This is a genomic window from Chryseobacterium sp. UF-290, assembly GCF_058245615.1.
Map to the genome: position 1 here is coordinate 395,653 of NZ_JBSICB010000001.1, position 21,691 is coordinate 417,343.

Below are 21,691 nucleotides of genomic sequence, written 5' to 3' on the forward strand. Positions count from 1 at the left end.
TAAGATTATAAATCTCAATTCTAGGCTATTATAACTCAGTAAAATCCGGAACATCACTTATGACAGACATTGTAAAGTAAATCTGATCACAGTTTGGTACTTATTTTGTCTGTACACGCAAAACACATTCTTCTTTATGATCACAACCAAATACGTCAACTATAAACAGGTTCTCAATCTATCCGGGGTACATCTTATCTTAATTTCTATCTGGTGTACACTGATTGCTGTACTTTTTTATTTCTTCAACTGGCACTGGATGACGATTCCATGGGTTCCTGTTGCTCTGATCGGTACGGCAGAAGCATTCCTCGTGGGTTTCAAAAACAACCAGGCCTATGACAGACTTTGGGAAGCCAGAAAGATCTGGGGCGGAATTGTAAATTCCAGCCGTTCATTTGCTTCAATGGTGTATGCCTTTGATACCCAAAATGAAGAAATTGGCATTTTTGACCTTGAAGATCGCAAGAAAAGGATCGTCAACCGACATATTGCATGGTTATATACTTTCCGTGAACAGCTTTTGGTTCCTACGGAATGGGAACATATCAGCACTGAAAATGACAAATTCGGAAATATCAACCTGAGAAGAAACCGGATGATCAAAGCTGGATTTCCTGATTACGGCAGGGCTCCTATTTTCCTTCATAAATATCTTTCTGAAGAAGAATATGACCTTAAAAATCATTATAAGAATTTTGCTACCTATCTGATCTCCCAGCAGGCAAAGGACATCAATGAACTGAAAAACATGAATGCCATTACAGATTTCAACCAGATGCAGCTTCAAAACAGCCTGAATGAATTCTACGGCTTCCAGGGACAGGCGGAAAGGATCAAAAAGTTTCCTTCACCAAGACAGTTTGCCAGTACGGCATTCGTTTTTAATATTCTGTTTATTACATTACTTCCATTGGGGTTGGTCAATGAATTTGCAAAGCTGGGAGATTGGGGAATCTGGACCTCTATCCCCTTCTGCATTGTTATCGGATGGATCTACATTATCATGGAGCTGGTAGGAGACTATTCTGAAAATCCTTTTGCAGGGCTCATGTTTGATGTTCCTATGCTTTCCATCTGCCGGACTATTGAAATCGACCTTCTTCAAATGGGTGGAGAAACTGACCTGCCGGATCCTATTGCTTCTAAAAACGGAGTACTGGTGTGATACCTCCGGGTTCATCATTTAAGAAAAAAACAAAAATATTTACCTTATAAAATAATGGCCGTTGTATTTTTCACCTCAGAGATCATAAATGAACTGTGGGTACTGGCAATATGCTGAAGCGTTGTCAGCTTGGTCAGCATAAAATTACGGTAATCCTCAATGTCTCTGACTCCAATTTTAAGGATATAATCGTAGTCTCCGCTTACGTGAAAGCACTCTGTAACCTCCTGGAGATTCATCACCTCCTTTTCAAACTGCAATACAAATTCTTTCTTGTGCTGTGTTAATTTCACATGGCATAAAACAATAAAGTTTCGGCTGATCTTATTTCTATCCAGCAACGCAACATACTTTGAAATAACACCCGCATTTTCAAGCTTTTTTACACGCTCATAAACTGCTGTAACCGACAATCCAAGCTTACCGGACAGTTCTTTGGTGGTTTGCTTACAGTCTTCCTGCAAAAATATGAGCAGTTTTTTATCCGTTTCATCCAGTTCCATAGATTATTTTTTGGCAAAGGGTTAATATTCCCGAAGATAACAATTATTTTTTCTAAATAAACAACATTTTACAGTTTTATATTCTATAGATTCAAATTTATATTGTAATAATTAGGAAAATAATGCAAATTAGGCCGATAAAATAAAAACAATGCTTATGGAAAACTTTAACGCAGCCAACGAGATCCAGGATCTTCAGTATTTTGGTGAATTCGGAGGAGTGAATCCTTCTATCTCAGACAGTTCCACTTATACTTTCCTTTCAGCGAAGACCATGTTTGATACTTTTGAAGGAAATGCAGAAGGATGTTATCTCTATTCCAGACATTCATCACCGATGAACCTCTATCTGGCTCAGGCTCTTGCAAAGATGGAAAATACGGAATCGGCCAATGTTACAGCCTCCGGAATGGGAGCGATTACTTCCGTTTTACTGCAATTATGTAAAAGTGGTGACCATATCATTTCAAGCAGAACCATTTATGGGGGAACCTATGCTTTTCTTAAAAACTTCTTACCACAATTCAATGTAGCCACTACATTTGTGGATATCAATAATTTTGATGCTATAGAAAATGCAATTACCCCTAACACGAAAGTGATCTACTGCGAAAGTGTAAGCAATCCGTTGCTTGAAGTGGCAGACCTTAGGAAGCTTTCCGAAATCTGTAAAAGGCATAACTTAAAACTTATCGTCGATAATACTTTTTCACCGCTCTCTATCTCTCCACAGCTATTTGGAGCAGATGTCGTTATTCATAGCTTAACGAAATTCATCAATGGAAGCAGTGACACGGTAGGTGGCGTATATTGCGGAGCACAGGCATTTATTGATGATACTAAAAATGTAAATTCCGGTGCATGCATGCTCCTTGGCCCTACTATGGACAGCTTAAGGTCATCAAGTATTTTAAAGAATCTGAGAACATTACATATCAGAATCAAACAGCATAGCTACAACGCCATGTATCTTGCTGAAAGATTCGAACAGGACGGCTTAAAGGTCTCTTATCCGGGATTGCCTTCTCATAAGAATCATGAACTCATGAAAAGCATGATCGATGAAGAATACGGGTTTGGAGGATTACTGACCCTGGATGCCGGAACAACGGAAAAAGCGAATGAACTGATGGAAATGATGCAGGATGCGAATCTGGGGTATCTGGCAGTAAGTCTGGGCTTCTATAAAACTTTATTCTCCTGTTCAGGAAAATCAACCTCATCCGAAATTCCGGAAGAGGAACGGGCTGCCATAGGGATTTCTGACGGACTGATCAGATTCTCCATCGGCTTAGACCACGACATCAAAAGAACTTACCATAAGATGAAAGAATGTATGCTGAAAGTAGGGGTTCTTAACCATGAAAACATCTCCATATCCTAAATTTATTGTAAAAAAGAAGGCTGTTTCCAGTGAAACAGCCTTCTTTGTATTTTTAGCTTAAACCTCTCTCAAAATAGCATTTATCTCTTTATTTTTTATAATAATGGTGAGGGAAAGCCTCTTCAGGTTTCATTCTGAAAACATTCAGAAGAATCCAGGATTTCAGAAATCCATACCCATAGGAGAACATCTGGATATAAGTGGAAATAACCGCCATACCGGCAATGCTTATATTTTTAGTCAACAACAGGGCGTGGAAAAATACCAGAAATGTATACAATCCGTAAAAGGTAAGGATAACTCCTCTCCCCATCATAAAATACTCCAAAAAGCCCATAACATACCCTAACATGAATAAAGAAGGAAACGCAAAGGAAATTTTCACATAGTTAGGATGCCTCTGATTAAGAATAGGTCTCGCGCAGCCAAACTGATAGACCTGCCTGGAAAACTTTCCAAAATCAACTCTACGTTTATGGTAAACCGCAATATCATCAAAAAAAGCTGTGGTAAATCCGTTTTCCCAAAGCGTCATAGACAGATCCGGATCCTCTCCTATTCTCATCTCCGAAAATCCGCCTACCTTCTCAAAGACAGCCTTTTTCACTCCCATATTAAAACTTCTGGGCTGAAATTTTGAAACCGCTTTCTTGCTTCCTCTGATCCCTCCCGTTGTAAAAACAGAGGTCATGGAATAAGAGATGGCCTTCTGCATCAGATTAAAACCTTTGTGCGCTTTATCTGCCCCTCCAAATGCATCGCAGGGAATTGTAAGAATATCATTTTTAATATGCTCAATATAATCTTTCTCAACGATCACATCACTGTCTACAAAGACCAGCCATTCGTTTGCCGCCCTTGCCGCCCCGTAGTTTCTTGTAAGCCCCGGCCCCGAGTTATTCTTTCTGAAATACTTAATATCCAGACTTTCCTCAAAATTCCTTATCGTAGGCTTCAGATCGATCAGGGACCCATCATCCACGATAATGATTTCAAACGCCTTATCGGTCTGTTGGGTCAAAGAGGTCAGCAGCTCGAAAAGTTCATCCTTCCGGTTATAGATAGCAACGACAATGGAAATAGTAGGCTTCAAATTAAAAATTTTTCAAAATTACCTATTCACGGAAAAAACCGCAAACAGTTTAACAGCTTATTCGGAGAAATTAACTTTTCAAGGTTTAAATAAATATTCCCGATTTAAAATAAATATACAATACCACCGAAATAAAAAATACAATCACTGAACCACTAAAAAGAAGCAGCTTGAATAAAGTTTTAAAATAATAAAGTTCCAGTATGTACAGAACAAAAAACAGTAAAAAAGAAATTCCTGCCCCTATCAAACACACTACAATCAAAGTTAGTGTATTGTTTTCTGCCGGCAGAGGATCTTTAAAAACAGTAATAGAAAATAAGACTGCTGCTGCAATAAATCCTGCACTAATCGTTTCTGTAAAATATTTAGTTCTTTTTGAAGCCTTCTTCTGAGGCTTCTCATCATAATTCAAACTCTTTCTATCTGAAGTTGAACGTGATGATTCTCCTGAACAGGAACTAAAGAGTTCCAATACATCAAAAATTACGTTAAACCCGTCAAGAAAATTCCAGGACATTGATTATTACTTAAACGTCAGATTTAATTATTTATTCCCTTCGGTTTTATGAACCTTCTTCGTTCCTTCATACATTTCATACTGTAAAAATCTGGTTTCCAGCTTACCGTTGAAAAGCTTGATCTTTCTTGAAGGACGCAGACCGATCTTCTTCACCGCTTCCAGATCAGATGAAATCAGCCAGGCCAGTGTATTGGGATAATTAGTTTTAAAGGTATCCCCTATTTTTTTGTAGAAATCATCGTCATTAATAGAAATTCTCTCATCATACGGAGGATTGAATACCATTAATAGCGGGAAAAGCTCTTTTTTAGAATCAAAGAAATTCTGCTTTTTAATCTCGATAACATCTTCCATTTCTGCCGCTTCCACATTCATTCTGGCAGCATTCAGCATTCTTGCGTCAATATCATACCCTACGATCTTTCCGTCAAATTCTTTGATCCTGTTCACCCTGAATTCTTTAATTTTTGAAAACAGTTCAGCATCATAGTTTTTCCAGTTCTGGAATCCGAATCTCTTTCTGAAGATCTGAGCCGGAAGATCCATAGCGATCATTGCCGCCTCTATCAGCAATGTTCCTGAACCGCACATCGGATCAAGGAAATTGCCTTTTCCGTCCCAGCCTGCCAGCTGAAGCATTCCGCTTGCAAGAACCTCATTGATCGGAGCTTCTCCCTGCTCTCTTCTGTATCCTCTTTTAAATAAGGGATCTCCTGAAGAATCCAAAGAGATCATAACCAATTCCCTGTCAATATGGAGATGGAATTTAATATCCGGAGTTCTGGTTTCCACATTCGGGCGTCTCTTGAATTTTTCCTGGAAATAATCTACGATCGCGTCTTTCATCTTTAAAGTAACGAACTGGGAATGTTTGAATGTTTCGGAATTTACCGTCGCATCGATAGAGAAGGACTGGTCAACATCCATAAACTCGTCCCATTCAAATTTGAAGAGCCTGTCATAGAACTGATGCTGATTAAAAGCCTTAAACTGATGGATAGGCACCAAAATCTTTAATGCCGTTCGTGCCGAATAATTGATCTTATAAAGAAAGCCAAGATCTCCTTCACAATTTACCGCTCTGTTTTTGATTTCAACATTTCGTCCGCCCAATTTTTTGATTTCCTCGGCAAGAATCTGTTCCAATCCGAAGAATGTCTTTATCTGTATTTGTAGATTTTCTGTATCCATAATCATGAATTAAAAGATTTAAAGTTTTAAGAATTAAAAGATTAGCCCTCCAACGTATTGATCAATTGAATTTTTCAATCTTTTAATGTTGTAAAATACTTTGCTTTTAACCGCACAAATTTAGTTATTTTTGCATTATGGAATGGTTTGAATCTTGGTTTGATACCCCTTATTATCATTTACTTTATAGCAACAGAGATTATACTGAAGCTGAAAACTTCATCACAAAGCTTACTGCGGACCTTCAGCTTCCGCCTCAGTCCAGGATCATAGATCTTGCGTGCGGGAAAGGAAGACACTCTGTTTTTCTCAACAAATTAGGATATGATGTCTTAGGCCTTGATCTTTCAAGACAGAGCATCGAATCTGACAAACAATATGAAAATCAGACCCTGATCTTTGAAGTTCATGATATGAGAAACCCCATTGATGCGGATCCTATGGACGCTGTTTTCAATTTATTTACAAGTTTCGGGTACTTTGATAATGAAAATGATGATAAAAAGGTTTTCCAGTCGGTATACAACGTCTTGAAACCCGGAGGATTTTTTGTATTGGATTATCTGAACGAGCAGTATGTAAGAAATACTTTGGTTCCGGAAACGGTAATTACCCGTGGCAATATCGACTTTAAGATTCTGAAAAAAATTGAAGGCAGACACGTGATTAAAGATATCCGCTTTGAAGTAGGCGGTAAGCCTTATCATTTCTTTGAGAAAGTAAAACTTCATACCTTAGAAGCGATTCATGCTTACGCTTCAGAATGTGGCTTTGAGAGAATAAAAATCTGGGGAGACTATCAGCTGAACGAATTTAATAAAGAAAGCTCTCCACGTTGTATCAATTTATTTAAGAAAAAATAATGATAACAGTACTTTTACTGATTTTAAGTGTCCTCGCAGGAGTATTTCTGGGAAAACATTTTGGTAAAAAAGAAAAGCTGGCCAAAAATTTATTGATATTGAGCGCCGGTTTTTTGATTACGATCTGTCTCAATGAAGTTTTTCCACAGGTCTATACTTCAGAAAAAAGCAGTAATCTCGGGATATTCGTCATTGCAGGAGTACTTCTGCAGATGATCCTTGAAGCTCTTACCAAAGGGTTTGAACATGGGCACTTTCATCATCATAACGAACATAATATCCTTCCTGCGGCCTTAATGGTTGGACTTTTCATCCATGCTTTTATCGAAGGAATTCCCCTTGCCAATGACCAACATACACTGTCTCCTTATCTTTTGGGAATTGTGTTTCACAATCTGCCTATTTCATTTATTTTGGGCGCTTTTTTATTCAACGGGAAAAAGGATTCAAAAAGCTCATCCTACCCTTCCCTACTGATCATAGCTCTTTTTGCACTGGCTTCTCCGATGGGAATGCTGTTGGGAAATTATTTTAATCCGGACCTTCAGCCTTATTTCCTGGCAATCGTAGGCGGGATCTTCCTTCATATTTCATCAGTGATTATTTTTGAAAGCAACAAGAACCATAATATTGACTGGGTAAAGATCGGCCTTGTTGTTTTAGGAGTTTCCCTAGCATTGGTAATGCATCTTTTCCATCAACATCCCTAAACCACTCTACATTAAAAAATAAAAAAGCTCCGAAAACCGGAGCTTTAATTATATATTTTTAAGATCTTAAGACTTAGAACTTCCATCCTAAAGTAAGGAAGAAAGTGTTTCTGCTGTTCTTCACATTACTTACCGCATAAGAATCACTTTCTGCGATACCGGTTGCAGAATAATAGGCAGAATCAAAATTATCACCTATATATCCTCTCATAAAAGGATTGCTGTATTTGGAAGTGATATTCTGATAAGAGGCGTCAATATAGAATGATTTGAAATCATATCCTATACCGAACGAAGCCGTATTTCTATCATTAAGCATAAGGTTGCTGTATGACTGATCTCCTATATCACCCGCATCATTAAATCTGCTGATCGTAAGAGCATCAAAAGGACTTGACTGATAGGAGTATCCACCTCTCAGCCTGAACTGCTTCACTCTATATTCAGCTCCTACTCTCACTTCTGAAAGATTTTTGTAATTATCCTTAAAGAAGTCATTCAATTCTCTTTCTGCAGGTCCGTATACTTTATAATCAGGCTTTGTAAGTCCCAATGTATAGTCTACGTTCAACGAGAAGTTTTTACTTGCTACAAACGCCGCACTTACGGTTGCTTTAAGCGGTGAAGTAAATTTTCTGGTTTCAGCTCCTCTGTCATCACCATAAACAGGATCATTATAGAAGTCATATGTTCTGTCTATATTCCAGAATGTAGGTGTCTCAAGGGCTGCCCCAAGTCTGAAATTAGGACTAAGCTTTCCGATGACCCCTAATGAAGCTGAGAAACCTGAAGATCTCTCGAAGAAAGGAGTATCCTGTTTTCTGTATTCTTCTATACTGTTAGTCTGAAGACGTCGATAGAATAACCGGTCATATTGATCAACCGAAGCATTAAAAAAGTTTAATCCTGCTCCTATGTAAAGGTTATGATTATAGTTGGCTCCTACACCAAAGCTCATTTTTGAAAGATCCCCATACCTTTCATAATTATGTCCGGCAAGTGATCTTCCTGTAGCCGGATCATCAACATCTGTATAATAAACTACATTGCTGTTTCCCGGAGACTGTATTACATTATCAAGAGATTGATTGGAAAAATTAATACCGATATTGATAAACTTCCATCCAGTCTCGCTCATCAAAGGAAAAGCAATAATCCCTCCTGCATTTCCAAGATCACCTCTTGTCTTGCTGTAGTCTATTGTAGATCCAGCCCAAGAGCTGCTGTTTTTATTTCCTGAAACAGATAAGGTTCCTGAAACCTCTCCTGAAATAGCAACTCCTAAACCTGCAGGGTTTGTCAGCAGGGAGTTCGCATCTCCTCCTAATGCACCATTTGATCCGGCCATCGCATTAAACTTGGCCGATCCCACCATAGGAGTACTTGAGTAAACATCTACAGTATTCCTGATCACAGAAACATCCTGAGCCTGCGCAAAAAATGCGGCAGAAATACTCATTAATACTAAAGATTTTTTTAACATTATTTTTAAATAGTTTATTCGTTTGAAAATTATCTGAAGCCACCTCTGCCTCCGCCACCGGATCTCATACCTCCGCCACCGCCAGAGTTAAACCCTCCGCTGGATCTGAAGCCGCCGGAATCTCCGGATCTGAAGCCACTATTATTATTGTATCTTGGCTGTGACTGCTGCTGATAATTATAGTTGGGTCTTGTTTGGGGAGTAGAATTACGGAATCCTCCATTAGGCTGCGTATTTCTGAAACCTCCGGAATTACCCTGCTGTCTGAAGCCACCGGAATTACCTTGTTGTCTGAATCCGCCGGAATTGCCCTGTCTGAAGCCTCCGCTCGAATTAGCGTCTCTGAAACCACCGTTGGTATTGGTATTTCTGAAACCGTTATTATTTCTAAATCCTGAATTGGCAGTATTGGTTCTGTAAACGGCATTATTCACACCAGGATTCACGAAACCTCTTCCGTTTGCACCGCTTCTTCTGTATACAGGAGCATAATACCCTCCGTATCCCCAATATGGGTTGCCATAATAGCCTCCCCAGAACGGATCATAAAATCCACCCCAATACGGGTTACCCCATCCGAAAGAGCCTCCCCAGCCCCAGCCGAATGAACCACCCCAACCCCAGGACATGCTCATACCCCAGCCCCAGCCGCGGTTCCAGCCCCAATATGGGTTATAACCTCCATACCAGCCCCAAGGAGAGCCCCAGCCCCAGGAATTATCGTAATAATTGGTCTGGGAACCAGCATACATTCCCCAATCAGAATCTGTAGCGTTGGAGTTCCAATTCGTATTGTCTCCTCCCCACTCGTTATATCTGTTCTGCTGTTCTCTGGAATTCGTCTGTGCATTCTGAATCACATTAGAATCCTGATAGTAGTCATAATATTCGCCTACTCTGTTTTCGCCACCATTGATGATCACTCCTTCCGGCAGCGTATCCTTATTAGGGTCATAATATACCCCATCTGTCTCGCTATACCCTCCCATCTGAGCACCACAAGACATAAGCAGTAATCCACCTGATATTGCCAAGACCCCTTTGGATTTTAGCAGACCAAGCAAATTTTTATGTATATTTCTTTTCATGATAACGTAAAAATTTTTAATTTAAATTATATTTGCAATCAGTACCAAAAATGTACCAATACTGATTAAAAAATCTATCAAAAATAGAGTTTTATTTTTAGATAACAATAATGTGCAAAAGTTAAAAAAAATTTTAAAAGATAATGGCAAAATTAACCTCAAGAAGCGAAGATTACAGCAAATGGTATAATGAGCTTGTTGTAAAAGCTGACTTAGCTGAAAATTCAGGTGTGCGCGGATGTATGGTAATCAAACCATATGGCTATGCAATCTGGGAAAAAATGCGTGATGAAATGGATAAGAAATTCAAAGAAACAGGTCACGTTAACGCATACTTCCCGCTTTTTGTGCCCAAGAGCCTGTTTGAGGCAGAAGAGAAAAATGCGGAAGGTTTTGCAAAAGAATGCGCTGTAGTTACTCATTACAGATTAAAAACCGATCCCAACAACCCTTCAAAACTGATTGTAGACCCGGATGCGAAACTGGAAGAAGAACTTATTGTACGTCCTACTTCTGAAGCAATTATCTGGAATACTTATAAAAACTGGATCCAGTCATACAGAGATCTCCCTATCCTGATCAACCAATGGGCAAACGTTGTACGTTGGGAAATGAGAACCCGTCTATTCCTTAGAACGGCAGAATTCCTGTGGCAGGAAGGGCATACTGCTCATGCTACAAAAGAAGAAGCCATTGAAGAGGCTGAAAAAATGAATAAAGTATATGCCGATTTTGCAGAAAACTTTATGGCAATGCCTGTAATTCAGGGATTAAAAACACCTTCTGAAAGATTTGCAGGAGCTGATGAAACTTACTGTATCGAAGCATTAATGCAGGACGGAAAAGCTCTTCAGGCCGGTACTTCTCACTTCTTAGGTCAGAATTTCGCGAAAGCATTTGATGTAAAGTTCACCAATAAAGAAGGAAAGATCGAGCATGCATGGGCTACATCCTGGGGAACTTCAACCCGTTTGATGGGTGCATTGATCATGACCCACTCTGATGATTTCGGATTGGTATTGCCTCCGACTCTTGCCCCTATTCAGGTGGTTATCGTTCCTATCTTTAAAGGTGAAGAACAATTGGCACAGATCAGTGAGGTAGCGTTGGATATCCAGGCTAAACTGAGAGCTAAAGGAATTTCCGTGAAATTTGACAATGACACTCAGAATAAACCGGGCTGGAAGTTTGCGGAATACGAACTGAAAGGTGTTCCGGTAAGAATTGCAATGGGACCAAGAGATCTGGAAAACAATTCTGTAGAAATTGCAAGAAGAGACAACCTTACCAAAGAAGTTCGTTCCATTGAAGGATTGGATTCTTATATTGAGGAGCTGTTGAAAACGATTCAGCAAGATATTTACAATAAGGCAGTTAACTTCAGAAAAGACAATATCACAAAGGTTGATACATATGAAGAGTTCAAGAAAGTTCTTGAAGAAAAAGGAGGCTTCATCTATGCACATTGGGATGGTACTGCTGAAGAAGAAGAGCAGATCAAGGAAGAAACCAAAGCTACCATCAGATGTATTCCTTTGGATGATGATATCGAGGAGGGAGTTTCACTGATCTCCGGGAAACCGTCTAAGAGACGTGTATTATTCGCAAAAGCCTACTAAAAATTTTAACGATTTTAAGGAACTTCGTTAATTTTTAAAGAAATATTCAAAAAAAAGTGACATTTGGACGGATTTTTGTTTAAATTTATCTCAACATTAATCTAAAAAAATTTATTATGTCTTTAAATGTCATTGATTTAATTAAAGGGCAATTAGGTCCCGCTTTGGTTTCACAGGCTGCATCACAGTTTGGAGAAAGCGAATCCGGTATTTCTAAAGCAATTGGTGGCTTATTACCTGCTGTCGTAGGTGGATTGGCCAATAACGCAGACAATCCTGGTGTTTTGGATGCTATTACGAAAGCCTCTTCAAGTGGAATCTTAGGAAATTTATTAGGGGGATCTTCTAATAATCCTATCATTACCTCTTTACTTTCTTCACTTTTTGGAGATAAGGTAGGTGCTTTAATAAATTCCATCGCCAGTTTTTCAGGAATCAGCAACAATTCTGCAGGTTCTTTGTTAAACCTGGTTACCGGGGCTACTGTAGGCACTGTAGGAAAATATGCGACAGACAATAATTTGGGTGCTTCGGGTATTTCCAGCTTACTGAATGATCAGAAAGGCATTATCTCTTCTTTATTGCCGGCAGGTCTTTCTTTGGCTTCCTTTGGACTGGGAGCTGAAAATTGGTTTGGTCAGGCTAAGGAAACTGTTTCTTCAGTAGCTTCTACTGCTAAAGACAACATCGCTGAAGGGGTTGCTACGGCAAGAGAAAATGTATCTGAAGGAGCCAGAGAAATAAGAGAACAATTTGAAAATAATAACAACAATCAAGGCGGAGGATCAATCTGGAAATGGTTGCTTCCGCTTTTATTATTGATTGCCGCTGCCTATTTCTTATGGAAGCAATGTGAGAAAAAACAGACAACTACAACGACGACGACGTCTGACTCAACAACCATCAGCTCAGATACGGATACAGCATCTGTAGCAGGAACAGCGACTCCGGCAACCGCTAAAACCGATGAAGACATTGACCTTAACGGAGTAGTGCTGAAAGGTTACAAAGGTGGTATGGAAGACCAGATGATTGCATTCCTGAAATCTGACAGCTATAAAAACGCAGCAGATGATGCAGCACTGAAAGACAAGTGGTATGATTTTGACCATGTTAATTTCAAATTGGGAAGCGCTACTGAACTGGAAGCAGGTTCACAAGGACAGCTGGATAACCTGGTGGCTATCCTGAAAGCTTTCCCGGATGCAAAAATCAAAATTGGCGGTTACACTGACAAAACAGGAAACGAAGCCTCTAACGTAAAATTATCCCAGGCAAGAGCTGATTATATCAAGGCTGCCTTAGCAAAAGCGGGAGTTGGAGCTCAGGTACTTGGCGCTGAAGGCTATGGAAGTAAATTTGCTACGGTAGATGCAAAAGCTTCGGATGCTGAAAGAGCTGTTGACAGAAAAATGTCTGTAAGATTTGCAAAATAATCTTTAGAATCAATAAAAATTAAGTCCCGGGAAGTCATTTCCGGGATTTTTTCGTTCCATGATTTTTGTGTTTACATTTATTTAATTAAATTTGTTAGTCATTTCTAACATTTATGAATTTCAATTTAAAAAGCGCCTGGCGAAAAGATAAAACATCCCATTCTCTATCAGAAGTCTATTCTTCTATTAAAGTACCTAAAAAAGGTAGTTTTTGGAGGAAATACCTTGCCTTTGCAGGGCCCGGACTTATGGTTGCTGTTGGATATATGGATCCCGGAAACTGGGCTACGGATATTGCCGGAGGAGCACAATTTGGGTATACCTTACTTTCAGTCATTCTTATCTCCAACATTTTTGCAGTGGTTCTGCAGCATTTATCCGTTAAATTGGGAGTCGTAGCAGAAAGAGACCTTGCACAAGCCTGCAGAGATCACTTCAGCCCTACGACAAACTTTATTCTCTGGGTATTTTGCGAAATAGCGATTGCTGCCTGTGATCTCGCAGAAGTTATCGGTTCTGCAATCGCCTTAAATTTACTGTTTCATATTCCATTGACCTGGGGGATTGTCATTACAACAGTGGATGTTCTTATCATACTCCTACTTCAGGCTAAAGGTTTCCGCTGGATCGAAAGTATTGTCGGGGGACTTATTTTCATTATCCTCGCCTGCTTTGTTTATGAAATAGTGATCTCACAACCTGCATTCAACGAAATTATGGGCGGACTGGTTCCTCAGAAAGAGATTATTCAGAACCCTGCAATGCTCTATATTGCCATCGGAATTTTAGGAGCGACCGTCATGCCGCACAACCTTTATCTTCACAGCAGCATTGTACAGACCAGAGATTATACCCGTGACAGGGAAGGAAAAAAAGAAGCAATAAAATTTGCCACCTTGGACAGTACAGTTTCTCTGATGCTGGCTTTCTTTATTAATGCTGCCATTCTTATTCTGGCAGCGGCTACTTTCCATACGACAGGGAATGAACATATCGCAGACATTCACGATGCCTACAAAATGCTTACTCCTATTTTGGGAGCTTCAATGGCAAGTATTGCATTTGCAGTTGCCTTATTGGCTTCCGGGCAAAATTCAACGCTTACCGGGACCCTTGCCGGACAGATCGTTATGGAAGGCTTTCTGAACATCAGACTGAAGCCGTGGCTGCGAAGACTGATCACAAGACTTATTGCTGTTATTCCGGCATTGATCGTTGCTATTCTTTATGGCGAACAGGGTACAACCGAATTATTGGTTTTAAGCCAGGTTATTCTGTCTATGCAGCTGAGCTTTGCTGTGGTACCGCTCGTTATGTTTACCAATGACAAAGCAAAGATGGGAGAATTTGTCAACAAACCTTTTCTGAAAGTCTGTGTCTGGATCATTTCAATCATCATCATCATCCTAAATCTGTATCTGTTGTACCAGACGTTCACGGGAGAATAGACATGAGTAATGAGCAATGGATATAACTCCTCATACTCTCATACTCTACCCCTCTCAAACCCTCAAGTAATTCTATTCTTATTTTTCTGCCTAAATGTCCTGTTTTTTCCTTTGGCAGGTTCTTTGTCAAACAATTCAGTAAATAAATATTGAATTATGGAAAATCAGGATATTAACGAAGAAAGCATCAATAATCAGGAAGAAAACAATGTTCAGAACGAAGCAACAGCTCAGGACAATGTGACAGCTACTCCTTCTGCAGAAGAACTTTTGGCAGAAGAAAAAGACCGTTACATCAGGTTGTATGCTGAATTCGAAAATTATAAAAAGAGAACCTCTAAGGAGAAAATGGAATTCTTCCAGTATGCCAACCAGGACATGATGGTTTCTATGTTGGGCGTTTTGGATGATTTCGAAAGAGCATTAAAGGAAATCGCTAAGAACGGAAATCCTACTGATCTGCAAGGTGTAGAATTGATCTATCAGAAATTCAAAAATAAACTTACCGAAAAAGGATTGAAGGCAATGGAAGTGAATGCCGGTGACAGCTTCAACGTAGATTTTCACGAGGCTATCACACAGATTCCTGCTCCGTCAGAAGAATTAAAAGGGAAGATCGTAGATGTTATCGAAACAGGTTACACTTTGAATGATAAAGTGATCCGTTTTGCAAAAGTAGTAACAGGAAACTAAAATTCATAAATGATAAATGATGAGTGATAATTGATGAACATTTCGCTTATTAAATTTAAAATATCTTTTATCATTTATCAATAATCAATTATATAATTGTCATGTCAAAAAGAGATTATTACGAGGTTCTTGAGATCAGCAAATCTGCATCGGCCGACGAAATAAAGAAAGCATACCGTAAAATGGCCATCAAATATCACCCTGATAAAAATCCGGGAGATAGAGATGCTGAAGAAAAATTTAAAGAAGCGGCTGAAGCCTATGAAGTGCTAAGCGACGATCAGAAACGTGCAAGATACGATCAGTTCGGTCATGCCGGAATGGGCGGAAACGGAGGTTTCGGAGGTGGAGGCTTCGGAGGCGGTATGAACATGGAAGACATCTTCAGCCAGTTTGGAGATATTTTCGGTGGTGGTTTCGGAGGATTCGGCGGTGGCGGAGGCCGCCAGCAGGTAAAAGGTTCTAATTTAAGAATCAGAATCAAGCTGAACCTTGAGGAAATGGTAAACGGAACTCATAAAACCATAAAAGTTAAAAAAATGAAGATGGCAGAAGGAGCCACTTCAAAAACCTGTCCTACGTGTAACGGTTCGGGTGTTCAGCTTAAAGTAATGAATACCATGTTCGGACAAATGCAGACGCAAACGACCTGCGGTACCTGTCAGGGAATCGGAAAAGTTGCTGATAAAATTCCGGCAGGAGCAAATGCGCAGGGTCTTGTAAAAGATGAAGAGGAAATTACCATCAATATTCCGGCAGGAGCAAGAGACGGGATCCAGCTTAATGTAAGAGGAAAAGGAAATGATGCTCCTTTTGGCGGAACACCGGGTGACCTGTTGGTGATCATTGAGGAAGAAGTCGATCAGACAATCAAAAGAGAAGGTGATAATCTTCACCAGGAGTTATATATTTCATTTGCAGAAGCCGCTTTAGGAACGAAGAAAGAAATTCCTACCGTTGGCGGAAAGGTGAAGATCACGGTTGATCCCGGAACACAGTCCGGAAAGATCTTAAGATTGGCTGGAAAAGGACTTCCAAGCATCGACAGTTATGGTAAAGGAGATATGTTCATCCACATCAATGTATGGACGCCTCAAAAGCTTACAAAAGAACAAAAAGATTTCTTTGAAAAGCAGATGTCCAGCGGGGAAATGGTTGCAGAACCATCCGGAAAGGAAAAAACTTTTTTTGATAAAGTAAAAGATTTATTCAATTAATAAAAAGAGGTCATATGACCTCTTTTTTTATTGTATCAATGTGTATATTAGTTTTTATTAAAATACCGGAAATGAAAAAAGTACTACTTCTTATCATGTTTCTTATTTTTTCAATAAAAACATTTGGACAGCAAAATGAAGATAATGAGTTCAAACTTATGGTACCGCATTGGTTTTCTGCATGGTCATTAGTATATAAGGACATTTATAAAATTGACAAACTTCAGCCTGTACAATTTGTATTTTTTGATGATCAATACGTGTATTCCACATCTTCAGTTACTATTCCTAAAGGCATACCAATAAGAGGCTTTAATCTTTTAAATCTGAAACTAAACTGGAAAAAAGCACTCCATCATAACTTTATTACCCTACCTGATCAAACCTCTGTTCCAGTAGGGATTATGTCATTCGCAGCAGAAATTCCAACAGGTCAGCATCAGTCATTTTTTGTCATGCCTTTACCCAGCTTCTGGAAAAAAATGGGAGTTGAAAGCAAAGAACTCGGATTGGATAATTTGACTACCGGTATTTTCCTCCATGAGTTTTCCCATTCCCAGCAAATGAAAAATTTTGGAAAAAAAATCACACAATATGAAAAAGAAAATGAATTCGGAGTGGATGTCAATGACGATATGATTCAAAATATTTTCAGCAAAAACAAGACTTATGTCGATCTGTATCATTCAGAAACAGATAATCTTTATAATAGTATTATCGACAAGGAACTTAACAGAGAATACCTCTCAAAAGGAGTAAGCCTGTATGATGAAAGACAAAAGACCTATTTTAAAGACAAATACCAAAAACTTACGGAAATGGATGATATTTTCCTCACCATGGAAGGTCTGGGACAATATTCCATGTATCTGTGGCTTATCCATCCACAAGGAGGAAAGCTTGATCAGCATACTGCTTTGGAAGGGGTAAGACGAAATAAGAAATGGTGGTCGCAGGACGAAGGTCTTGTTCTTTTTCTGATTCTGGAACGAATAAAAGATCCGAAATTCTGGGCAAAAGATATGTTTGGCTCAGAAACGACAACCGCAATTGAATTGATCAGGTCCAATATGAAATAAAGAAATCCTGTACTGTTTCAGTACAGGATTTCTTTATTAAATCTTATTTGTTTCTTATTTTTTTGTAGCTAAGGAATATATGGCCTTTCCCATAGTAAACACAAGAACAGCGGCTAATCCCCCTACAATTCCAAAGGTAAATTCCTTTAGCTTCGAAGGCCATGTTGGAAGCAGATCGTGTAAGTAGTGGATGTTATGAGCAAAAATTCCTCCCGAGACCAGGATCAAAGCAATGGTTCCAACCACCCCTAAAATTTTGATAATAACAGGCAATGATTTTACCAATAAATGTCCAAGTTTGGAAACCACTCCTTTATCATGACTTTTCCTGATAAGCTTAAATCCTGCATCATCCATTCTTACAATAAGCGCTACAATTCCGTAAACTCCTACAGTAGCCAGAAATGATACGAAAGTAACGGTCAGGATCTGTGTAAGAAGCGGATGATTCTCCTGAATAACAGTTCCCAAAGCAATAATAACAATCTCGATAGAAAGAATAAAATCTGTTCTGATCGCTGAGTTTATTTTAGTTTTTTCAGAAACTTCAGCGTTTTCATCTTCCTTACTTTCCTCTACCACTTCATGTCCTTTTTTAGAACGGTGAAACAGAAATTCGATGATCTTTTCTACGCCTTCAAAGGCCAGGTATACTCCTCCCAGAATAAGAATAATCTCAATAGCGGGTTTATACAGCCAATTGAGCAGAAAGGCAACAGGCAGGATAATAAGCTTATTGATAAATGATCCTTTGGTAATCGCCCATAGAACAGGAAGTTCCCTGGAAGAAAGAAAGCCGGTGGCTTTTTCTGCATTTACAGCCAGATCATCTCCCAAAATACCTGCTGTCTTTTGTGTAGCTATTTTACTGGTAACCGCTACATCATCCATCAATGCGGCAATATCATCTAAAATTGCAAAAAAGCCTGATGCCATATTTTAATGTTTTTTTAATATCTGTTAACTTCAGCAAAAATAAATATTTAATTCTATTTACAAATGGTTTATTAAAACAATAATTTCAGGAATCAGCCATACGGTCGCTTTACATAGCCTGAGAAATAAACGGAAATCAATTATCACCCTCAAAAATCATAAGTTTTAATTATTTTTGCTGCTTCATTTTCTGTATTTTTAGTGTATGAAAAGGCTCATTCTCAGGTACCATTTTTTCATGATGGGTTGCATCAGCTTCCTGTTGCAGTCCTGCAATACGAAGTTCAGAGTTTGGGTAGGTCCTGATGGCCAGCAGAAGATCTATAATTTAAAATACGGGGAGCATAAAAGACAGAAAATGGATGTTTTTCTTCCAAAAGATTATCCGGTAAATGCTCCGGTTGTTTTAATCGTACATGGCGGAGCATGGACCATGGGAAGAAAGGAACATATGATCCATATTCAGAAAATGCTTTTTAAGAACAAGATTCCGAGCATCAATATGAATTACCGCCTGGTTTCGGCACGTAAGAAAATCACTTATAAGCAACAGCTTGAAGATATTAGCTCTGTCATTGACAAATTTAATTTCTTGGCAGAGAAAGCTGAACTCCTGCCCAACAATTATATTATCCTGGGCGAGAGTGCAGGCGGTCACCTTGCGCTGCTCTATGGATATCAGCATCCTGATCAGATCAGAAAGATCATCTCCCTGAGCGGTCCTACTGATTTTTACAGTCGTGAATATCTTAATTCTTTTTATTCCAGGTATACTTCCCCTGCTTTTCAAAAGGTGGTAGGGACAAAGTTTCTCCGGAAAAACATGTCTGAAGCCTTTAGGGAAGCCAGCCCTATCGCCAATATTACAAATGTACCTACTCTATTGTTTCAGGGAAACAATGACTTCCTGGTCAATCAGCATCAGGGACTGGCAATGGATTCTGCTCTTACCCGTCTGAATGTTCCCCACAAGTTCATCTTTATGAAAAGAACAGGTCATGTACCAAGATTTTTCAGCAAAAAGAAAAGGGACAGTATTATTTATCCCAATATTCTGGACTGGATAAAAAGTGACTCTCTATCAAAACTCTAAAGCTTTAAATCACTCTTTTATTTCTATATAATATAATTTTTATAGTCGGCAACTCAGGGATAAAAAGGATTCGTGCCTTCGTGGCAAAAAAAAGCTATCCCAAAAATGAGATAGCTTGTGTATTTTTTAGTTACATTGAATTTTTATTCAAAGTCGTTGTCCTCATATTTAGAGAAATCATCCTTTTTTCCGAACATGAATTTAATGATTACCGGGAGTGTTGTCACCAGCACGATAACGATAATGATATATTCCAGCTTTTCTTTTAAGTTGATTCCGAACTGTTCCATGAATAATTTATCCAGATAATGACCGGCAAAAATCAAAATAAAAGACCATAAAACCGCTCCGATGATATTATCTCTCAGAAATTCTTTTTTATCCATCTTTACGATCCCCGCAACAATTGGAGTAAAGGTTCTCACCACAGGTAAGAATCTGGCCATAATAATAGCTAATGCTCCATGCTTTTCAAAGAAATCATGAGCCTGGTAAAGATATTTCTTCTTGAACAGCATTGAATCCGGTCTTTTATATAAAGCGGGCCCTGTCTTTCTTCCAAAATAATATCCTACCTCATTTCCTATAATAGCAGCAATGGCTACCCCGGTGGCTAAAAGCGTTGTATCCAGAAAATCACTCCCTGTGGAGCTAAAAGTCTCTTTGATGATTTCAACGGCGTAGATTCCTGAAACGAACAGGAGTGAGTCTCCGGGAAGAAAAAAACCTACAAAAAGGCCCGTTTCCGCAAAAACAATAAATAAAATAAGCCAAAACCCTCCCATTTTAATATAAAACTCCGGGTTTAATAAATCCTTCCAGCTATTGAAATCTTCCATATATATCGATGAACAACAAAAATAAGTCTAAAATGTCTGAAACAAAAATTAATTATAAGATTTTAACTAAAATTCAGGATAATATTTTACAGGTCCAGATCATCATCGGAAACTGCGGTCCCATCGGCCATCAGAAAAGCTTTTAAGAAAGGGGTAATATTTCCGTTCATGACAGCATCCACATCTGACGTTTCATGGCCTGAGCGTACATCTTTTACCAATTTGTAAGGATGCATCACGTAGTTTCTGATCTGGCTTCCCCACTCGATCTTCATTTTGTTGGCTTCAATCTCATTTCTGGCCTTCATACGCTCTTCCAATTCCATTTCATATAATCTTGAACGAAGAAGCTGCATTGCTTTTTCTTTATTCTGAAGCTGGGAACGGGATTCTGAGTTTTCAATGATAATTCCGGTTGGCGCGTGGCGAAGACGTACCGCGGTTTCCACTTTGTTTACGTTCTGACCCCCTGCTCCGGATGACCTCATCGTTTCAAAAGAGATATCGGCCGGATTGATATTGATCTCAATGGTATCATCCACCAAAGGATAAACATATACGGACACGAAACTTGTATGACGTTTTGCATTACTGTCGAAAGGAGAAATTCTTACCAGTCTGTGTACTCCATTCTCTCCTTTCAGGTATCCGAAGGCATATTCTCCTTCAATTTCCAATGTAACGGTTTTTACACCGGCAACATCACCTTCCTGGAAGTTCAGCTCCCGGATCTTATAGCCCTGCTTTTCCGCCCACATGGTATACATTCTCATCAGCATAGACGCCCAGTCACAGCTTTCTGTTCCTCCGGCACCTGCTGTGATCTGAAGAACAGCGGAGAGCTCATCACCTTCGTTGGAAAGCATATTTTTGAATTCCAGGTCTTCAATTTTCTCTACCAGCTGAGGGAAAGTCTCGTCCAGCTCTTTCTCAGAATCCGGATCTTCTTTGGCGAAATCCGCTAAAACCTGAAGATCTTCGAACTGTGTCTGAATTTCATCATAGCTTTCCACCCATTTTTTCTTGGAACGAAGCTGTTTCAGAAAAGCCTCTGCAGTCTTGGGGTTATCCCAAAATTCAGGAGCTGCTGTTTTTTCATCATCATTGGCAATTTCTATCTTCTTTTTTTCAATCTGAAGATACTTGTGTAAATCTTCAATTCTGGATTGAACTTCTTTTATCTGGTCGTTGTTGATCACGATTTTTTCTTTTTTGCAAAAATAAGGATTTCTTTCCACACCGGGAGGGTTGGAGGATTATAGAATGAAAGAGTTTGAAGATAAGTAATTCGGGCTCCTGGATACGGAGTATGAAAGTTTAAAATT

20 protein-coding genes are annotated in these 21,691 nt (G+C 39.1%); 12 read left to right on the forward strand and 8 right to left on the reverse strand.

Annotated elements, in window-relative coordinates; all coding sequences use genetic code 11:
• Window positions 1-136: 136 nt before the first annotated feature.
• On the forward strand, window positions 137-1,168 hold the full coding sequence (locus AC4IF5_RS01670) for a bestrophin family protein (protein ID WP_490731057.1): 1,032 nt from the start codon (window positions 137-139) through the stop codon (window positions 1,166-1,168).
• Between the two features lie 44 nt (window positions 1,169-1,212).
• On the opposite strand, the gene AC4IF5_RS01675 is transcribed toward AC4IF5_RS01670, so the two are convergent.
• Window positions 1,213-1,671: an Lrp/AsnC family transcriptional regulator gene (locus tag AC4IF5_RS01675; protein ID WP_490731059.1), complete on the reverse strand. Its 459-nt coding sequence runs from the start codon at window positions 1,669-1,671 to the stop codon at window positions 1,213-1,215.
• 157 nt (window positions 1,672-1,828) lie between these two features.
• Here AC4IF5_RS01675 and AC4IF5_RS01680 point away from each other — a divergent pair, with 157 nt between their 5' ends.
• Window positions 1,829-3,055, forward strand: a complete 1,227-nt coding sequence (locus AC4IF5_RS01680; RefSeq protein WP_490731061.1) for an aminotransferase class I/II-fold pyridoxal phosphate-dependent enzyme — start codon at window positions 1,829-1,831, stop codon at window positions 3,053-3,055.
• Window positions 3,056-3,143: 88 nt separating this feature from the next.
• Here the strand turns inward: AC4IF5_RS01680 and AC4IF5_RS01685 are convergent, their stop codons facing one another.
• Window positions 3,144-4,148, reverse strand: a complete 1,005-nt coding sequence (locus AC4IF5_RS01685; RefSeq protein WP_490731063.1) for a glycosyltransferase family 2 protein — start codon at window positions 4,146-4,148, stop codon at window positions 3,144-3,146.
• Window positions 4,149-4,351: 203 nt separating this feature from the next.
• On the opposite strand from AC4IF5_RS01685, the gene AC4IF5_RS01690 reads away from it, so the two are divergent.
• A complete protein-coding gene (locus AC4IF5_RS01690; protein WP_490731065.1) occupies window positions 4,352-4,543 on the forward strand; it encodes a hypothetical protein in 192 nt (63 codons plus the stop codon).
• A gap of 152 nt (window positions 4,544-4,695) precedes the next feature.
• Here the strand turns inward: AC4IF5_RS01690 and AC4IF5_RS01695 are convergent, their stop codons facing one another.
• Entirely contained in the window at window positions 4,696-5,862 is a 1,167-nt protein-coding gene (locus tag AC4IF5_RS01695; protein WP_490731067.1) for a THUMP domain-containing class I SAM-dependent RNA methyltransferase, read from the reverse strand.
• A 137-nt stretch (window positions 5,863-5,999) separates the two neighbouring features.
• On the opposite strand from AC4IF5_RS01695, the gene AC4IF5_RS01700 reads away from it, so the two are divergent.
• Window positions 6,000-6,725, forward strand: coding sequence for a class I SAM-dependent DNA methyltransferase (locus AC4IF5_RS01700; protein ID WP_490731069.1), 726 nt, complete (start codon window positions 6,000-6,002; stop codon window positions 6,723-6,725).
• 2 nt (window positions 6,726-6,727) lie between these two features.
• Window positions 6,728-7,435, forward strand: a complete 708-nt coding sequence (locus AC4IF5_RS01705) for a ZIP family metal transporter (protein ID WP_490731337.1) — start codon at window positions 6,728-6,730, stop codon at window positions 7,433-7,435.
• Between the two features lie 73 nt (window positions 7,436-7,508).
• Here the strand turns inward: AC4IF5_RS01705 and AC4IF5_RS01710 are convergent, their stop codons facing one another.
• Window positions 7,509-8,894, reverse strand: coding sequence for an OmpP1/FadL family transporter (locus tag AC4IF5_RS01710; RefSeq protein WP_490731071.1), 1,386 nt, complete (start codon window positions 8,892-8,894; stop codon window positions 7,509-7,511).
• 53 nt (window positions 8,895-8,947) lie between these two features.
• The gene (locus AC4IF5_RS01715; protein ID WP_490731073.1) at window positions 8,948-10,006 is read right to left on the reverse strand and encodes a prolyl-tRNA synthetase; all 1,059 of its coding nucleotides are present in this window, start codon (window positions 10,004-10,006) and stop codon (window positions 8,948-8,950) included.
• A 143-nt stretch (window positions 10,007-10,149) separates the two neighbouring features.
• On the opposite strand from AC4IF5_RS01715, the gene proS reads away from it, so the two are divergent.
• The 6 genes from proS (at window position 10,150) to AC4IF5_RS01745 (ending at window position 17,498) form a co-directional block, all read left to right on the forward strand.
• Entirely contained in the window at window positions 10,150-11,625 is a 1,476-nt protein-coding gene (gene proS, locus AC4IF5_RS01720; RefSeq protein WP_490731075.1) for a proline--tRNA ligase, read from the forward strand.
• Between the two features lie 116 nt (window positions 11,626-11,741).
• Window positions 11,742-13,061, forward strand: coding sequence for a DUF937 domain-containing protein (locus tag AC4IF5_RS01725; protein ID WP_490731077.1), 1,320 nt, complete (start codon window positions 11,742-11,744; stop codon window positions 13,059-13,061).
• A gap of 113 nt (window positions 13,062-13,174) precedes the next feature.
• Window positions 13,175-14,509 carry an Nramp family divalent metal transporter gene (locus AC4IF5_RS01730; protein ID WP_490731079.1) on the forward strand — a complete coding sequence of 445 codons (1,335 nt, stop codon included), beginning with the start codon at window positions 13,175-13,177 and terminating at the stop codon, window positions 14,507-14,509.
• Window positions 14,510-14,665: 156 nt separating this feature from the next.
• On the forward strand, window positions 14,666-15,202 hold the full coding sequence (locus AC4IF5_RS01735; protein ID WP_490731081.1) for a nucleotide exchange factor GrpE: 537 nt from the start codon (window positions 14,666-14,668) through the stop codon (window positions 15,200-15,202).
• Between the two features lie 101 nt (window positions 15,203-15,303).
• A complete protein-coding gene (gene dnaJ / locus AC4IF5_RS01740) occupies window positions 15,304-16,419 on the forward strand; it encodes a molecular chaperone DnaJ (protein ID WP_490731083.1) in 1,116 nt (371 codons plus the stop codon).
• Window positions 16,420-16,490: 71 nt separating this feature from the next.
• Window positions 16,491-17,498 (forward strand): hypothetical protein, encoded by a 1,008-nt coding sequence (locus tag AC4IF5_RS01745; RefSeq protein ID WP_490731085.1) that lies wholly within the window; start codon window positions 16,491-16,493, stop codon window positions 17,496-17,498.
• Between the two features lie 54 nt (window positions 17,499-17,552).
• On the opposite strand, the gene AC4IF5_RS01750 is transcribed toward AC4IF5_RS01745, so the two are convergent.
• A complete protein-coding gene (locus AC4IF5_RS01750; protein ID WP_490731087.1) occupies window positions 17,553-18,434 on the reverse strand; it encodes a DUF808 domain-containing protein in 882 nt (293 codons plus the stop codon).
• Between the two features lie 238 nt (window positions 18,435-18,672).
• Between AC4IF5_RS01750 and AC4IF5_RS01755 the strand changes: the two genes are divergently transcribed.
• Complete coding sequence (locus AC4IF5_RS01755; protein WP_490731089.1) at window positions 18,673-19,527, forward strand: alpha/beta hydrolase; 855 nt, start codon at window positions 18,673-18,675, stop codon at window positions 19,525-19,527.
• Between the two features lie 143 nt (window positions 19,528-19,670).
• Here AC4IF5_RS01755 and AC4IF5_RS01760 read toward each other — a convergent pair whose 3' ends face one another.
• Window positions 19,671-20,366 carry a DedA family protein gene (locus AC4IF5_RS01760; protein WP_490731091.1) on the reverse strand — a complete coding sequence of 232 codons (696 nt, stop codon included), beginning with the start codon at window positions 20,364-20,366 and terminating at the stop codon, window positions 19,671-19,673.
• 86 nt (window positions 20,367-20,452) lie between these two features.
• Window positions 20,453-21,565, reverse strand: a complete 1,113-nt coding sequence (gene prfB, locus AC4IF5_RS01765) for a peptide chain release factor 2 (protein ID WP_490731093.1) — start codon at window positions 21,563-21,565, stop codon at window positions 20,453-20,455.
• Window positions 21,566-21,691 lie beyond the last annotated feature (126 nt).

What these genes read in the sequence shown, in the direction of transcription:
- AC4IF5_RS01670 (WP_490731057.1), top strand. Translation starts at nt 137, where the DNA reads ATGATCACAACCAAATACGTCAACTATAAACAGGTTCTCAATCTATCC.
- AC4IF5_RS01675 (WP_490731059.1), bottom strand. Translation starts at nt 1,671, where the DNA reads ATGGAACTGGATGAAACGGATAAAAAACTGCTCATATTTTTGCAGGAA.
- AC4IF5_RS01680 (WP_490731061.1), top strand. Translation starts at nt 1,829, where the DNA reads ATGGAAAACTTTAACGCAGCCAACGAGATCCAGGATCTTCAGTATTTT.
- AC4IF5_RS01690 (WP_490731065.1), top strand. Translation starts at nt 4,352, where the DNA reads ATGTACAGAACAAAAAACAGTAAAAAAGAAATTCCTGCCCCTATCAAA.
- AC4IF5_RS01695 (WP_490731067.1), bottom strand. Translation starts at nt 5,862, where the DNA reads ATGGATACAGAAAATCTACAAATACAGATAAAGACATTCTTCGGATTG.
- AC4IF5_RS01700 (WP_490731069.1), top strand. Translation starts at nt 6,000, where the DNA reads ATGGAATGGTTTGAATCTTGGTTTGATACCCCTTATTATCATTTACTT.
- AC4IF5_RS01710 (WP_490731071.1), bottom strand. Translation starts at nt 8,894, where the DNA reads ATGAGTATTTCTGCCGCATTTTTTGCGCAGGCTCAGGATGTTTCTGTG.
- AC4IF5_RS01715 (WP_490731073.1), bottom strand. Translation starts at nt 10,006, where the DNA reads ATGAAAAGAAATATACATAAAAATTTGCTTGGTCTGCTAAAATCCAAA.
- proS (WP_490731075.1), top strand. Translation starts at nt 10,150, where the DNA reads ATGGCAAAATTAACCTCAAGAAGCGAAGATTACAGCAAATGGTATAAT.
- AC4IF5_RS01725 (WP_490731077.1), top strand. Translation starts at nt 11,742, where the DNA reads ATGTCTTTAAATGTCATTGATTTAATTAAAGGGCAATTAGGTCCCGCT.
- AC4IF5_RS01730 (WP_490731079.1), top strand. Translation starts at nt 13,175, where the DNA reads ATGAATTTCAATTTAAAAAGCGCCTGGCGAAAAGATAAAACATCCCAT.
- AC4IF5_RS01735 (WP_490731081.1), top strand. Translation starts at nt 14,666, where the DNA reads ATGGAAAATCAGGATATTAACGAAGAAAGCATCAATAATCAGGAAGAA.
- dnaJ (WP_490731083.1), top strand. Translation starts at nt 15,304, where the DNA reads ATGTCAAAAAGAGATTATTACGAGGTTCTTGAGATCAGCAAATCTGCA.
- AC4IF5_RS01745 (WP_490731085.1), top strand. Translation starts at nt 16,491, where the DNA reads ATGAAAAAAGTACTACTTCTTATCATGTTTCTTATTTTTTCAATAAAA.
- AC4IF5_RS01750 (WP_490731087.1), bottom strand. Translation starts at nt 18,434, where the DNA reads ATGGCATCAGGCTTTTTTGCAATTTTAGATGATATTGCCGCATTGATG.
- AC4IF5_RS01755 (WP_490731089.1), top strand. Translation starts at nt 18,673, where the DNA reads ATGATGGGTTGCATCAGCTTCCTGTTGCAGTCCTGCAATACGAAGTTC.
- AC4IF5_RS01760 (WP_490731091.1), bottom strand. Translation starts at nt 20,366, where the DNA reads ATGGAAGATTTCAATAGCTGGAAGGATTTATTAAACCCGGAGTTTTAT.